Consider the following 13,898-nt stretch of genomic DNA (forward strand, 5'->3'; position numbering starts at 1 on the left):
TCGTCTCGGACCTCATCCCAGGTCACCCCCCAGCCACTTGGCCGTCGCCTGGGCGCGGGTGGGGGTGTGGAGTTTGGCGAAGATGCGGTTGATGTGGTTCTTGACCGTCTTCTCGCTGATGAAGCAGACGGCGGCGATCTGCTGGTTGCTCATGCCGGACGCGATGAGGTCCATGATCTCCGCCTCCCTGCCGCTCAGTTGAAACCGGGACTGGGATGACTGTCCCACAGAGGATTGCAGTTGCGAAAGTCTTGTGTGGATAAATTCGGTAGGCAGAAGCTGTAGTTCTGGTTTTGTGTGTGCAGTTGCGTGGCCTCTGACGTGTGCCAGCAACGCATTCGTCGCCGTCGGCGTGAAGTGCGGGCGGCCCCGGCCCACGTCCCGTACCGCCTGGGTCAGCTGCTGTGTCGTGAACTCGCCGTGGACCAGGTAGCCCCCGGCGCCCAGCCGGACCGCCTCCTGCACGAGGTCCGTGCCGTCGCTGTACGTCAGCATCATGACCGGGGCGACGCGGACCAGGTGGGGCAGGGCCGCGATGCCGTCCACGCCGGGCATGCGGACGTCCAGGAGGATGACGTCGGGGCGATGGTGCAGGGCCGCCTCGTAGGCCGCGCGGCCGTCCTCGGCCTCCGCCACCACCGTGAGGTCGTCCGCCGCGGAGAGAACGGCGGTCAGGCCCGCGCGGATCACCGGGTTGTCGTCGGCCACCAGGACGCGCAGTGCCCCCGGTTCGTCGGCCGTGTCCGTCGGGGCGGTCGGTTCGCTCGGGTCGGTCATGTCAGCGGCACCTCCACTCGGACCTCCGTGCCCTTGCCGGTGGTCAGTTGGATGCGGGCGCCCACCGCCGCCGCCCGTTCCGTCATGCCGAGCAGGCCGAAGTGGCCGGTACGGCGCAGATCTTCGAGGGACGTGTCCGCGGGCAGGCCCCGGCCGTCGTCGTGGATCGTCACCACCAGGTGGGTGGGGGTGGTGGCGGCCCGTACGTCGACTCTCGTCGCGTGTGCGTGGCGGTGCGCGTTCTCCAGCGCTTCCGCCGCGATGCCCAGCAGCTGGCGGGCGGTGGGGGGCGGGAGCGGGACGGGGGCGGCGGGGCCGTCGTACCGGGCGGGGAGGGCCGTGCGGGCGGTGAAGCCGCTCGTCAGTGACCGCAGTTGGGAGAGTACGTCGGCCTCCGGGTCGCCGCGCAGGTCCGTCAGGAGTTCGCGGGACTCCGCCGCCGCCCTGCGTGCCGCGCGCGCCAGCAGTTCCGCCTGCTGCCTGATCAGGGCCGGGTCCAGGCGGTCCGGGGACACGGCCGCCGACGCGGCGAGGCCGTCGGCGACCAGCGCCACGCCGTACAGCGTCTTGGTCACCGAGTCGTGCATCTCGCGGGCCAGCCGGGCGCGTTCCGCGTTCGCCGCCGCGCTCGCCGCCTCGGTCGCGGCGAGGCGGGCCCGGGTCTCGGTCAGGGCCTCGGTTGCGGTGCCGAAGCGGAGCATCAGGTTGCGCAGGGTCGAGCCCATCGCTCCGGTGATGACACAGAGGCCGGGAAGGAGGAGGGACTCGGCCAGTACCGAGTGGGGGTGGTGCAGCGCTTCCTGCGCCACCAGGAGGATCAGCGACTGGAGGGACGCGAAGACCGCCGCTCCGCGCCAGCTGTAGAGGAGGCCGGCGAGGAGCGGGGTGCAGACGCTGACGTACGCGAGGGTGGTGTCGGGGCCCGCCGATATCAGGAGGAGGGAGCCGAACAGGGTGTCGGCGGCCAGGAGGGTGGGGTGGCGCAGGAGGAGGGGGCCGAAGCGCTGCCAGTCCCGGAAGAGGACGTACGAGACCATGAACGTGGCGACCACGGCCGAGCCGACCAGGCGGACGCCCAGGCCGGGACTGGCGTTGAGGAGGGCGGCGGGGGTCGCCACGGCGATCATCGCCAGACGGAGGCCGAAGACCTGCCGGCACATCGCCTGGAGGGCGCGGACCTCGACCTTCACGCCGTCCACGGCGATCGTCGGGTCCGCGGTGATCGTCGGGTCCACGGCGGTCGTGCCGTTCGCGACCGTCGTGCCGTTCGCGACCATCGTGCCCTGCGCGGCCTTCGTGCCCTGCGTGACCGTCGCGCCCCGCGCGGTCTTCGCCTCGGCCCCGGCCCCGGCCCCGGTCTCGGTCTCGGTCTCGGTCTCGGTCTCGGTCTCGGTCTCGCTGGTCGTCACGGTCGTCACCTCCGCTCTCCTTCTACTTCCCCGTGACCGACCCGAAGTCGACGCCGGAGCCGAGCAGTAGGCCCGCGGCCAGCAGCAGCATCGTCGCCGGGACCATGAACGTGGTGATCATGAGGGTGGCCCTCGGGACCGCGCGGGCCGCCTTGCGGCGGGCGTTCTGGGCGTCGGTGCGGCGCATGTCCTTGGCCAGTGCGACCAGGGTGTCGACGATCGGCGCGCCCAGTTCCTCGCCCTGCTGGAGTGCCGTCACGAACATCGCGACCTGTTCGGAGTCGTTGCGGCGGCGGAGTTCCGCGAAGGCCTGGCGGCGGCTCATGCCGAGGTCCATCTGGCGCAGGGTGATGCGGAGTTCGTCGGCCCAGGGGCCCTCGTAGTGGGTGGCCACGCGGTCCAGGGCCTGGCGGAAGCCGAGGCCGGCGCCGACCACGACCGCGAGGACGTCGAGGAAGTCCGGGAGGGTGCGTTCGATGACGTCCTTGCGGAGGCGGATCGCCGACCAGATGCCGACCTCCGTCCAGAACGCGCCGAAGAGGAGGAGCAGAACGGCGACCAGCCACTGGCCGCGGAGGAGGAAGACCACGAAGCCGGTGCCGCCGAGCGCGCCGTAGACGGCGCGGCGGGCCGCGTAGCGGTCGATGGTGAGGCCGCCGGGGTTGCCGGCCAGGTCGATCCTGCGGCGGTACTTGGCCACCTGGCGCGGGCCCATCAGGCGGAGGACCGCGGGGGCGTAGCGCATGCCCATGCGGTCGATGAGGGAGTTGGCGGCGCCGGTGCGGGTGGCGCCGACCTCCAGGGCGATGGCCAGGTCCGCGGGGAGCTTCGCGTCCGCGCGGTACATGCGGACGCCCGCGAAGACGCCGTAGACGGCGAGAGCCATGAGGAGGGCCAGAAGGAGTGCCATGTGACGTACCACCGCTTCCCTATACGTCGATGCGGCTGAGGCGGCGGATGAGGACGAACCCGATGACGTACAGCCCGAAGGCGATGAGCACGGCCGCCTGGCCGAGCCCGGTGCCCGTCATGCGGTCGAGGGTGCCGTCCTTGACCCCGTTCATCAGGAACAGGGCGCCGATGCCGAGGACCGGGACGGCGTACGACGTCATCGTCACCTGGGCGAGCTGGGTGCGGATCTCCCGCCGGGTCTCCTTGCGCTCCTCCAGGGTCTCGGTGAGGTTGCGCAGGGCGGAGACGACCTGGCCGCCGGCCCGGTTGGAGAGGACGAGCGTGGTGACGAGGACGACCAGTTCACGGGACGGGAGCCGCTCGGCCAGCTCGCCGAGCGCGTCGTCCATGGAGTGGCCGACGGCCAACTGGTCGGCGACCTTGGCGAGTTCCTCGCCGGCCGGGGCTTCGAGCTCCTCCGCCGCCATGCCTATCGCGGTGCGCAGGGCGAGGCCGGCGTGGGTGGCGTTGGCCAGGATGCGGGCCAGCTCGGGGAGTTGGCCGATGAACCGCTCGATGCGCTTCTGCCGTTGCCAGTTGAGGAACTGGGCGGCGGCGAAGACGCCGAGGAGGCCGGCCACCGGGCCGAAGAAGGGGGCGAGGGCGGCCTGGCCGATGAGCCAGAGGGAGACGACGGCGGCGAGCATGTAGACGAAGAACTCACCGGGCGTCACGTCCAGGCCCGTGGCCGCCAGCCGGAGTTCCAGGCGGCGGCCGACCGACGTGCCGCGCAGCCGGCGGTCCAGGGTGCGGAACCGGCGCCGGCGGCCGGAGAGCGGGGCCTGGCCGGAGTAGGAGAGGCGGTCCACCAGGGCGGCGCGCTGGGCCCGGCCGGAGGCGTAGGCGTGCAGGCCCAGCACGGCCAGGAGGCAGGCCAGCAGGGTGATGCCGATGGTGAGGGTGACGAGGTCGTGGAGGGACATGGGCCGCCTACCGGGCTTCTCGGGTGGTGAGCTGGTCGAAGTGCTGGGCCACGCCGAAGGCCTGCGGGATCGGCTGGCCCGCCATGTAGAGGCGGTCGGCGGTGCGGCGCGGGAGCGGGTGGTGGCGGAAGGCGCCGTGGACCCGCCCGTCGTGGGTCATGGGCTGGGCGTCGAAACGGGACACGGTCGCCAGCCGGTACGACTCGCTGCCGTGGCTGTCGAGCATCGCGATCTCGGTGATCCGGCGGGCGCCGTCCGCGAACCGGGTCAGCTGGACGATGACCTCGACCGCGCTGTTGATCTGGTCGTGCAGGGCGACGAAGGGGACCTCGACGTCCGACATGGAGGCCAGGGTCTGGAGCCGGGTCAGCGCGTCCTCCGCGCTGTTGGCGTGGACGGTGGCGAGGGAGCCGTCGTGGCCGGTGGACATGGCCTGGAGCATGTCGAGGGACTCGCCGCCGCGGACCTCACCGACCACGATCCGGTCGGGGCGCATCCGCAGGGAGTTGCGGACCAGGTCGCGGATGGTGACCTGGCCCTTGCCCTCGACGTTCGACGGGCGGGATTCCAGGCGGACCACGTGCGACTGCTGGAGCTGGAGTTCGGCGGAGTCCTCGATGGTGATGATGCGTTCGTGGGCGGGGATCAGGCCGGACAGGGCGTTCAGGAGGGTGGTCTTCCCGGTGCCGGTGGCGCCGGAGACGATGATGTTGAACTTCGCCTGCACCAGGCCCGCCAGCAGGAACACCATGGGCTCGTCGAGCGAGCCGAAGCCGATCAGCTCCTGGAGGGTGAAGGAGCGCGGGAAGCGGCGGATGGTGAGGATGGGGCCGGTCAGCGAGAGCGGCGGGATGATGACGTTGACGCGCTCGCCGGACGGGAGGCGGGCGTCGACCATCGGGTTCGACTCGTCGACGCGGCGGTTGACGGTGGAGACGATGCGTTCGATGGTCTGCATCAGCTGGTCCGCCGAGACGAAGCGGAGCGGCAACTGCTCGACCCGGCCGCCGCGTTCGACGAAGATCGCGTCGGGGCCGTTCACCATGATCTCGGTGATCGACGGGTCTTCGAGGAGCGGTTCCAGGATGCCGAGGCCGAGGGCCTCGTCGACGACCCGGCGGATCAGCTGCGAGCGTTCGACGGTCGACAGGACCGGGCCCTCGCGGCTGATGATGTGGCCGAGAACGCGTTCGAGCCGGGCCCGGCGCTCGGCGGCGGCCAGCGCGCTCATCTCGGCGAGGTCGATCTCCTCCAGGAGCTTGGCCCGGTACGAGGAGACCAGGTGGCCGTCCTCGCCCCGGCTGCCCTGCTCCTCGGGGGAGTTGATGCGTGCCCGCAGGCTCATGGTGGTCCGTGCTCCTCGTTCAGTGGTCGACCGGCATCGTGGCGAACTTGGTGGCGTTGCCGAGGTCCTTCCCCATGAGTTCGGGGATGTGGACCGTGGCGGTGACGGTGACCGAGTCGCCGCCGCCGGAGGTCACGCAGGTCACGTGGATGCCGCTGCTGACCGCGGACGCGCAGGCGGCGCCGACGTCCTGCCGCAGCGAGGCGGCACGTGCCCCTGCCCGCGCCGCGGTGCCGGCCTGTTCGGCGGCGTAGGCGACGGCGCCGAGCTGGATGCCGGCCAGGCCGACGATCAGGAGGACCGGGAGGAAGCCGAGGTACTCGACGGCGACCTGGCCGCGGTCGCGGTGCCGCCTACGGGGGTGACGGGGGCGCATCTCAGTTCTTCACCTCCTCGACGGTGCCGGCGTGGCCGTGCACGGTGACGGGGAAGTCGATCGAGCCGGGGAAGAGGACCGGGACGCGCAGCGCGACGTCCGCGGTCACCATGCCGGTGCCGCCGCACTGTTCCACGGTGGCGCCCGCCCGCCAGGAGCCGGAGAGGTCCTCCAGCGCGGCGCGCTGGCAGGCGTCGAAGCGTTCCCCGCGGGGGACGGCCGTGCCCGCCCGTACGCCCTCGTCGGCGGCGTTTCCCGCGAGGGTGAAGGCGTAGCCGACGAGGACGGCCTGCCACATGAGCACCAGGGTGAGGATGATGACCGGGGTCATGCCGAGGAGTTCGATGCTCACCTGTCCGCGGTCGCGGGCGGGTCCACCGGGTCGTCGGTCGGGTGCGGCCCGGTGGGGGTCGTTCGCGCAGTTCCCCGCGCCCCTAAAAGCAGGGCGCCGCAGTGAGCGCCCCTTCAGGGGCGCGGGGAACTGCGCGGCCCGCCCCCACGCACCCGCACCCGACCCCGGGCCTCTCACGGCAGTTCCTTGCGGCGCCGGAACCCCACCGCCGCCCGCTCCCCGCCCCTGGCCCGTGCCCCGGACCGGCGTGGCGGCGGCGCCCCCTCCCCCGTGCGCACCAGCCCCAGCTCCCCGGCCAGCCCCCACAGCGCCTGCTTCACGGTGCTCCGTGCGTCCAGCTCGTGCATGCGGCCCGCGTCGACCGCGCCCTGGAGTTCCTTGAAGTTGGCGGGGATCGGGGTGCCCGCCATGGCCGTCCCGGTGATCCGGGCGATCAGGGCCGGCTGGATCTCCGTACCGCGCGTGTACCGGTTGACCACCACCGTCGTCTCCTCGGCCTTGCGGATCTGCAGCCGGTCCCACATCCGTACCGTCCGCTTCGCCGCCCGTACGGCGACCACGTCGGGCGTGGTGACCAGGAGGGCGAGGTCGGCGGTCTCCACGGCCGCCGCGCCCGCCCCGCCGAGCTGGGCGCCGCAGTCGACGACCACCACCTCGTAGCGGGAGCGCAGGGCGCTGAGGATCTGGCGGGCGGCGCGGTCGGTGACCTCCTCGCCTCGTTCGCCCTCGGCGGGTGCGAGGAGCAGGGCGAGCCCGGAGTCGTGGCGGAAGACGGCCTCGGCCATGACGCGCGGGGAGATGTCGTTGACCGCGGCGAGGTCGGCGACCGAGCGGCGGAACTGGACGTCCAGGTAGGAGGCGACGTCGCCGGTCTGGAGGTCGAGGTCGACGAGGGCGGTGGAGTGTCCCGAGGCCTGCGCGGCGAGGGCGATCTGGACCGCGACGAGGGTGGCACCGGTGCCGCCCTTCGCGCCGCTGACGGTGACGACGGTGCCGCCGACGCCGGCGAAGACGTCGGCGCCGTGGCCGAGATGGCGTCGTACGCCCGTGGACCACTGGGCGACGGCCTGGACGCGGCCGGCCAGTTCCTCGTAGCTCAGCGGGAGGCCGACCAGGCCGCGGGCGCCGGAGTCCATGGCGGCGGCGAACAGGCCGGGGCTGGTGTCGGTGGTGACGAGGACGACGCCGACGGCGGGGAAGCGCAGGGCCACCTCGCGGATCAGTTCGAGCGCCGGGACGGGGCCGATGCGTTCGTGGACGACGACGACCTCGGGGAGTTCGTCGACGGACTCGGCGGCGGCCCGGGCGAGGGTGTCGACGAGCTGCGTGGAGTCGACGACGGGGGCCAGCGGTTCGGCGTCCGGGAGCTGGCTGAGCAGGGAGACGAGGGAGCGGACGGCGTCCACGTCACCGACGGCGGGGAGGATCCTGATGGGCATGGAGGGCGCCTCTCACTTGTCCGTCGCGAGTTCGTAGGTGCGGTCCTTGTCCGGCACGGTGGTCGTCGTACCGGGCGCGACCAGGGCGAGCCGGACCCGCTGGGCGAAGGACTCCGCGTAGGTGAGGCGCTGGGCGTCGAGCGTGGACAGCGCGAAGGTGATCGGGACGGCGTCGCTGGGCTGCTGGTTCCGGTTGTCCGGGTCCACGTAGCTGAGCTGGGCGCCGACGTCCAGGACCCGGGCGTCGGTGACGATGATCTTCGACTCGTCGGGGTCGCTCTGCTGCTTGCCCTCGAAGGTGGCGTAGACGTTGACCCGCGAGCCCGGGGTGATCTTGCCGGCCACTCCGGTGGCCGCGTCGATCATGATGGCGACCTCCTGCTCGCCCGGCTTCAGCTCGGGCTGGTCGACGATCATGTCGGTCTGGAGCAGCGAGCCCTTCTTCAGCGTGGTGACCGCGATCTTGCCCTGGATCTGGCTGAGGCTGGTGACCGCGTTGGCGGACAGCCACCGCTTGGGCAGCGAGATCTTCTTGAACTGGCTCGAACTCAGCGTGGTGTACGGCGTGACGTCGGACCGGAGTTCGTACGCGGTGACCTTGGGGCCGACCTCGGACTTCGCGTTGTCGATGACCGAGAGCACGCCGGCGAACGCGGCGAGCGCGCAGAGCACCGACAGGATCAGGAGTATCACGCCGCGGCGCTGACGGGAGTTCATGGACCGTGCGACCTCATCGGGGAAGCGGGAGAGTGGGGGAAGCGGGGAAACCGGGCGATGGCGGGAGGTACGGGTCAGGCGGGCGTCCGCTGTTCCAGCGCGCGGGGCGTCGGCGGGTCGTAGTCGGGCGGGGTGGCGGAGCAGAAGACGCAGCGGTCGCCGATGACGTCGATGCCGCACCAGTGGCAGCTGGTCTGCCGTACGGAGGTGACCAGTTGGTAGAGGACCGACAGGTCGGCGAGGTAGCTGGTGAACTCGATCAGCCGGCCGGTGCCCCACCACGCGGAGGACTCGGCGGGCAGCGGGGTCTCGCGCAGCCCGTACGCGCCCCAGGCCTTGGCGAGGCCGCCGATCCAGTCGGACTGCAGCTGCCCCCTGGCGACCAGCATCCAGGTGCTGAACTCGGGGCCGTTGAGCACGGCCTCCGGGGCGATCCGGACCAGTTGCGGCTCGGGGTGGGCGACGACCCCGAACTGGGTGCCGGGCATCCAGGACTTGGCGTGCGTCCTGAGGCCGACCGGGACGCGGTCCAGCTTGGCGACGGAGCCGAGGACGGCGCCGGAGTGGATGTAGTGGGTGAGCAGCCGGCCGGCCGACGCGAGCACGCCGGGGCTGAGGTCGCAGGAGGCCAGCTGGCGCAGCTGCCGGGCCAGCACGGCGATGCCGAGCGGCGGCAGGTCGGGGCGGAACAGCGCGATCCGGTCGCTCTCCAGGAGGGAGCGCAGGGTGTGCAGGCGCCGGACCACGGCCTCCGGTACGGCGTCCGAGTAGACGACGACCACGTGTCCGTACTGCTCGATGAGGCCCACGAACTCGGCGAGGGCGTGGTCGAGGGGCCGCTGGTCGAGGTCCCTGAGGACGACCGCGGGCATGGTCCGCTCGTCCTGGACGGGCAGCGCCATGTCGGCACTGGTCACGGCAATGGCAGTTGGCACGCGCAGCTCCCCGCTCTTCACACCCGGCGGCCCACCGGCGTTACTCCAATGAGCCGGGACGACTTCATTGCGTGACTTCCTCAGCACTGTAACCACGCGCCTGTGACCGGAGAACAGCGTTTGTGTAGCTGTCTGGGATCCGTGACCGCACAAGTGACGCCAAATCGGGACAGGTTGAGCATATGACCGGGGCTCGTTCAGCCCTGCGGGGGTTTCCCCGGACCCTTGAATTTGGTCTGGACCTATTGACACGTGAATTGGTCTGGACCACCTTGTTTGTCATGCCCAGACTCATCCCCCGGCTCGTGTCCCGGCATGCCGGACAGCGACGCATCCGCACCTGGTCGGCCGTGGCCACCCTCGCCACGGCACTCGCGATGGCGGGCCTCGCCTCCGCCCCCGCCTCCGCCGCCGACGTCAACAACGCGAAGAACCCCGGCTTCGAGTCGGGCCTGTCCAACTGGACCTGTTCCGCGGGCAGCGGGACGACGGTCTCCTCCCCCGTCCACTCCGGCGCCGCCGCGCTGAAGGCGACCCCGGCCGGGCAGGACTACGCCCAGTGCAGCCAGACGGTGGCGGTGAAGGCCAACTCCACGTACACGCTGAGCGCGTGGGTGCAGGGCTCCTACACCTACCTGGGCGTCACCGGCACCGGCACCACGGACGTGTCGACCTGGACCCCGAACACGGCCTGGACGCAGCTGTCGACGACCTTCACCACCGGCGCCTCCACCACCTCGGTGACGGTCTGGACGCACGGCTGGTACGGCCAGCCCGCCTACTACGCCGACGACTTCTCGGTCTACGGCCCCGACGGCGGAGGCGGCTCCGACCCGGCCCCGACCGTCCCGGCGACCCCGGCCGGCCTCGCGGTCTCCGGTACGACGTCCTCCTCCGCCTCCCTCTCCTGGGGCGCGGTGTCGGGCGCGACCGGCTACAACGTCTACCAGAACGGCACCAAGGTCTCGGCGGTCACCGGCGCCTCGGCGACAATCACCGGGCTCGCGGCCTCGACGTCGTACTCCTTCCAGGTCAGCGCGACCAACTCGGCCGGTGAGTCGGCGAAGTCGTCGGCGGTGACGGCGACGACCACCGCGACCGGCACCGGTGGGGGCGGCTCCGTGCCCAAGCACGCGGTGACGGGCTACTGGCAGAACTTCAACAACGGCGCCACCGTGCAGAAGATCTCGGACGTGCCGTCCTCGTACGACATCATCGCCGTCGCCTTCGCGGACGCGACCGGCACCCCGGGTGCGGTGAGCTTCACCCTCGACTCCGCCGGGCTCGGCGGGTACACGGTCGACCAGTTCAAGGCCGACATCAAGGCCAAGCAGGCGGCCGGCAAGAAGGTCATCATCTCGATCGGCGGCCAGAACGGCACCATCTCGGTGAGCGACTCGACGTCCGCGACGAACTTCGCCAACTCCGTGTATTCGCTGATGCAGACGTACGGCTTCGACGGCGTCGACATCGACCTGGAGAACGGCATCAACGCGACCTACATGAGCCAGGCGCTGCGCTCGCTGTCGTCGAAGGCGGGCTCGTCGCTGATCATCACCATGGCCCCGCAGACGATCGACATGCAGTCGACGTCCAACGGGTACTTCCAGACGGCCCTGAACGTCAAGGACATCCTCACGGTCGTCAACATGCAGTACTACAACAGCGGTTCCATGCTGGGCTGCGACGGCAAGGTGTACAGCCAGGGCTCGGTCGACTTCCTCACCGCGCTCGCCTGCATCCAGCTCCAGGGCGGTCTGTCGCCGTCCCAGGTGGGCCTCGGCCTGCCGGCGTCGACCAGCGCGGCGGGCAGCGGCTACGTCTCCCCGACCGTGGTCAACAACGCCCTGGACTGCCTGACCAAGCTCACTAACTGCGGTTCGTTCAAGCCGTCGACGGCGTACCCCGGCCTGCGGGGCGCGATGACCTGGTCGACGAACTGGGACGCGGCGGCCGGCAACGCGTGGTCGTCCTCGGTGGGCGCCCACGTGCACGCCCTGCCGTAACCGGCGCGCTGGTCCCGGCGGCCGGTCAGGCCGCCGGGACCCGAACCGCTCCGGGTACGGCGTCCGTTCACGCGTACTGGACGCGGATCCTCGCCCCGTCCCCCGCCACCCCGTCCCGGACGTCGACGTACGCGCACACCTGGCGCGTGAACCACAGTCCCTGCCCCGGCTCCGGTTCGCCGCCGGGCGGCGGCACGAACCCGGCCAGCGGGTCCGCCACCGCCCGGCACAGCCGCAGCTCGCAGACGCAGGCCGGGGCCCGGCCCCAGGCGAGGATCTCGATCACCGGCCCGTGCGCGGCAGCCGCCGCCCCGACGGCCCGGCCGAACAGCCGGGCGTCCACCGCCGCAAGCCCACGCCCCGCGGCCCAGGCCCCGACCGCCTCCGGCGCGGGCAGCCGCGCCGCGGACTGCGGCGAGGGGGGCAGCGGTACGGCGTCCAGCTCCCGCACCAGGACCGGCGGCTGCTCGTACACCCCCGTACCCGGGTGGGCCCGGCGGGCCGCGTCGACGACGGCCGGGCCCGCCGTACGGGTGTCGTACGCGCACAGGGCGGTGGTGGCGAAGGGCGCGAACAGCAGGTTGGCGAGGGACTCGTAACGGATCCACTCGGTGCTCTCCCGCGCCGAACGGCCCGCGCGCCCAGCCCAGTCGGGCTCCATGAGGAGGTGGACCCGGCCGCCGGGCCCGGCGTTCGCCGCGAGGTAACCGGCGCCCCGGGCCACGGCGTTGGCGGCCGTACCCGTGTACCAGTCGGTGTGGTCGATGAAGCCGACCTCCCGGGCGTCGGCGCCGAGCGCGTCGCGCAGGGCGGCCAGCAGGCCGGGGGCGGCGATGGCGACGGGCGGGGGCTCGTCGGGTGCGGCGAGGCCCTCGGCGAGGAAGGGCAGGGCGGCGGCGACGAACCCGTCGTCCGAGCCGAACACGGCCATCCGGTGGTCGAACCGCCCGTGGGCCGCGGCGGGGCGCGCGCCCGTGCTGGTGGTACTCATCGGGTCTCCTGTGCGTCGGCGCCGGACGGTCACCCGGGCGGCGGTCCGCCCGTGATCGGCCGGCCCTCCTCCCGGCCGTCCGACCACCGTCTCCCGGCGGACCGGGTGAACGCACACGGGCGTCACGCGGGCGGGTGCACTTCGGCGAGGGCCGCTTGCGGTGCCGGGCACGCGCGTACACTGCGCGGCCGGTTTTACCATCTTGACCTGTTCATGCCATTCCTTGGACGATGGGCGGCACCCGCACAGCCCACGCACAGGTACGTCGCACGGACCACCCCCACCTCTCCCCCAGGAGACTTCATGCGACTTCGCATCCGCGCCTCCGGCGCCCGCGGCGGCAGACGGACCGCCGCGCTCGGCGCCCTGCTGGCCCTCGCCCTCGCGGCCCCCGTGTCGGCGACCGCGACCCACGCGTCGGCCGACAGCGCCCGGCGGCCCGCGCCCTCGGCCGACGACGTCCGGCAGTACGAGATCCACCAGAGCACCACCCCCGTGACCCGTGCGGCCATCCAGCGGACCGGTGTCACCGTGGACGAGGCCGACGAGGAGACGGTGGTCGTCTCCGGCCGGGCCGCGCAGATCGCCGCGCTGAAGCGGCTCGGCTACGAGGTCACGCCCCTCGGCGCGGCCCCGGACCGGTCGGCCCCCGCCGATCAGCTGCGGCTGTTCGACTTCCCGACCGCCGACTCGAAGTACCACAACTACGCGGAGACGAACGCCGAGATCGACCAGCGGCTCGCGGCCTACCCCGGCATCATGAGCAAGCAGGTGATCGGCAAGTCGTACCAGGGCCGGGACATCGTCGCCATCAAGGTCAGCGACAACGTGGCGACCGACGAGAACGAACCCGAGGTCCTCCTCACCTTCCACCAGCACGCGCGCGAGCACCTCACGGTGGAGATGGCGCTGTACCTGCTGCGCGAGCTCGGCGCCGGGTACGGCACGGACTCCAGGGTCACGAACATCGTGAACAGCCGGGAGATCTGGATCGTGCCCGACCTCAACCCGGACGGCGGCGAGTACGACATCGCCACCGGGTCCTACCGGTCGTGGCGCAAGAACAGGCAGCCCAACTCCGGTTCGTCGTACGTCGGTACGGACCTGAACCGGAACTGGAACTACAAGTGGGGCTGCTGCGGGGGCTCTTCGGGATCGACGTCCTCGGAGACCTACCGGGGTTCGGCCGCCGAGTCGGCGCCCGAGGTGAAGGTGGTCGCCGACTTCGTGCGCGGCCGGGTCGTCGGCGGCAAGCAGCAGATCAAGGCCGGGATCGACTTCCACACGTACAGCGAGCTGGTGCTGTGGCCGTTCGGCTACACGACCGCGGACACCGCCACCGGGATGACCGCGGACGACGCCGCCGCGTTCAAGGCGGTCGGGCGGAAGATGGCGGCGAGCAACGGCTACACGCCGGAGCAGTCGAGCGACCTGTACATCACCGACGGCTCGATCGACGACTACCTGTGGGGCACCCAGAAGATCTTCGACTACACCTTCGAGATGTACCCGACGTCCAGTTCCGGCGGTGGTTTCTACCCGCCGGACGAGGTGATCGAGCGGGAGACCTCCCGGAACCGGGACGCGGTGTTCCAGCTGCTGGAGAACGCGGACTGTATGTACCGGTCGATCGGCAAGGAGGCGCAGTACTGCGGCTAGCCGCGAGAGCACCGCTCC

The 13,898-nt window shown here is 71.7% G+C and carries 13 protein-coding genes; 2 read left to right on the forward strand and 11 right to left on the reverse strand.

Annotated elements, in window-relative coordinates:
- Positions 1-12: 12 nt before the first annotated feature.
- The 10 genes from AB0D74_RS39315 to AB0D74_RS39360 form a co-directional block, all read right to left on the reverse strand.
- Positions 13-777 carry a response regulator transcription factor gene (locus AB0D74_RS39315; RefSeq protein WP_362597958.1) on the reverse strand — a complete coding sequence of 255 codons (765 nt, stop codon included), beginning with the start codon at positions 775-777 and terminating at the stop codon, positions 13-15.
- On the reverse strand, positions 774-1,937 hold the full coding sequence (locus AB0D74_RS39320) for a histidine kinase (RefSeq protein ID WP_362598077.1): 1,164 nt from the start codon (positions 1,935-1,937) through the stop codon (positions 774-776). The genes AB0D74_RS39315 and AB0D74_RS39320 overlap by 4 nt, the downstream gene beginning before the upstream one ends.
- A gap of 271 nt (positions 1,938-2,208) precedes the next feature.
- On the reverse strand, positions 2,209-3,096 hold the full coding sequence (locus tag AB0D74_RS39325) for a DUF5936 domain-containing protein (RefSeq protein WP_362597961.1): 888 nt from the start codon (positions 3,094-3,096) through the stop codon (positions 2,209-2,211).
- 19 nt (positions 3,097-3,115) lie between these two features.
- Positions 3,116-4,060, reverse strand: a complete 945-nt coding sequence (locus AB0D74_RS39330; RefSeq protein ID WP_362597964.1) for a type II secretion system F family protein — start codon at positions 4,058-4,060, stop codon at positions 3,116-3,118.
- 7 nt (positions 4,061-4,067) lie between these two features.
- Positions 4,068-5,405, reverse strand: a complete 1,338-nt coding sequence (locus tag AB0D74_RS39335) for a CpaF family protein (protein WP_362597967.1) — start codon at positions 5,403-5,405, stop codon at positions 4,068-4,070.
- A gap of 19 nt (positions 5,406-5,424) precedes the next feature.
- Positions 5,425-5,781 (reverse strand): TadE/TadG family type IV pilus assembly protein, encoded by a 357-nt coding sequence (locus AB0D74_RS39340; RefSeq protein ID WP_362597969.1) that lies wholly within the window; start codon positions 5,779-5,781, stop codon positions 5,425-5,427.
- A gap of 1 nt (position 5,782) precedes the next feature.
- Positions 5,783-6,112, reverse strand: coding sequence for a pilus assembly protein (locus AB0D74_RS39345; protein WP_362598080.1), 330 nt, complete (start codon positions 6,110-6,112; stop codon positions 5,783-5,785).
- Positions 6,113-6,306: 194 nt separating this feature from the next.
- On the reverse strand, positions 6,307-7,572 hold the full coding sequence (locus tag AB0D74_RS39350) for a P-loop NTPase (protein WP_362597972.1): 1,266 nt from the start codon (positions 7,570-7,572) through the stop codon (positions 6,307-6,309).
- Between the two features lie 12 nt (positions 7,573-7,584).
- On the reverse strand, positions 7,585-8,289 hold the full coding sequence (cpaB, locus tag AB0D74_RS39355; protein WP_362597975.1) for a Flp pilus assembly protein CpaB: 705 nt from the start codon (positions 8,287-8,289) through the stop codon (positions 7,585-7,587).
- 74 nt (positions 8,290-8,363) lie between these two features.
- Positions 8,364-9,191 (reverse strand): hypothetical protein, encoded by an 828-nt coding sequence (locus AB0D74_RS39360; RefSeq protein WP_362598082.1) that lies wholly within the window; start codon positions 9,189-9,191, stop codon positions 8,364-8,366.
- Between the two features lie 314 nt (positions 9,192-9,505).
- Between AB0D74_RS39360 and AB0D74_RS39365 the strand changes: the two genes are divergently transcribed.
- On the forward strand, positions 9,506-11,230 hold the full coding sequence (locus AB0D74_RS39365; protein ID WP_362597978.1) for a glycoside hydrolase family 18 protein: 1,725 nt from the start codon (positions 9,506-9,508) through the stop codon (positions 11,228-11,230).
- A gap of 67 nt (positions 11,231-11,297) precedes the next feature.
- Here the strand turns inward: AB0D74_RS39365 and AB0D74_RS39370 are convergent, their stop codons facing one another.
- Positions 11,298-12,221, reverse strand: a complete 924-nt coding sequence (locus AB0D74_RS39370; RefSeq protein WP_362597981.1) for an MEDS domain-containing protein — start codon at positions 12,219-12,221, stop codon at positions 11,298-11,300.
- A gap of 303 nt (positions 12,222-12,524) precedes the next feature.
- Between AB0D74_RS39370 and AB0D74_RS39375 the strand changes: the two genes are divergently transcribed.
- Positions 12,525-13,880 (forward strand): M14 family metallopeptidase, encoded by a 1,356-nt coding sequence (locus AB0D74_RS39375; RefSeq protein ID WP_362597984.1) that lies wholly within the window; start codon positions 12,525-12,527, stop codon positions 13,878-13,880.
- Positions 13,881-13,898 lie beyond the last annotated feature (18 nt).

The sequence above is a fragment of the Streptomyces sp. NPDC048278 genome, assembly GCF_040652195.1.
Taxonomy (GTDB): Bacteria; Actinomycetota; Actinomycetes; order Streptomycetales; family Streptomycetaceae; genus Streptomyces.

Coding starts and splice junctions, on each gene's coding strand:
- AB0D74_RS39375 (WP_362597984.1), top strand. CDS start 12,525: ATGCGACTTCGCATCCGCGCCTCCGGCGCCCGCGGCGGCAGACGGACC.
- AB0D74_RS39360 (WP_362598082.1), bottom strand. CDS start 9,191: ATGGCGCTGCCCGTCCAGGACGAGCGGACCATGCCCGCGGTCGTCCTC.
- AB0D74_RS39335 (WP_362597967.1), bottom strand. CDS start 5,405: ATGAGCCTGCGGGCACGCATCAACTCCCCCGAGGAGCAGGGCAGCCGG.
- AB0D74_RS39340 (WP_362597969.1), bottom strand. CDS start 5,781: ATGCGCCCCCGTCACCCCCGTAGGCGGCACCGCGACCGCGGCCAGGTC.
- AB0D74_RS39365 (WP_362597978.1), top strand. CDS start 9,506: ATGCCCAGACTCATCCCCCGGCTCGTGTCCCGGCATGCCGGACAGCGA.
- AB0D74_RS39345 (WP_362598080.1), bottom strand. CDS start 6,112: ATGACCCCGGTCATCATCCTCACCCTGGTGCTCATGTGGCAGGCCGTC.
- cpaB (WP_362597975.1), bottom strand. CDS start 8,289: ATGAACTCCCGTCAGCGCCGCGGCGTGATACTCCTGATCCTGTCGGTG.
- AB0D74_RS39325 (WP_362597961.1), bottom strand. CDS start 3,096: ATGGCACTCCTTCTGGCCCTCCTCATGGCTCTCGCCGTCTACGGCGTC.
- AB0D74_RS39370 (WP_362597981.1), bottom strand. CDS start 12,221: ATGAGTACCACCAGCACGGGCGCGCGCCCCGCCGCGGCCCACGGGCGG.
- AB0D74_RS39350 (WP_362597972.1), bottom strand. CDS start 7,572: ATGCCCATCAGGATCCTCCCCGCCGTCGGTGACGTGGACGCCGTCCGC.
- AB0D74_RS39320 (WP_362598077.1), bottom strand. CDS start 1,937: ATGTGCCGGCAGGTCTTCGGCCTCCGTCTGGCGATGATCGCCGTGGCG.
- AB0D74_RS39330 (WP_362597964.1), bottom strand. CDS start 4,060: ATGTCCCTCCACGACCTCGTCACCCTCACCATCGGCATCACCCTGCTG.
- AB0D74_RS39315 (WP_362597958.1), bottom strand. CDS start 777: ATGACCGACCCGAGCGAACCGACCGCCCCGACGGACACGGCCGACGAA.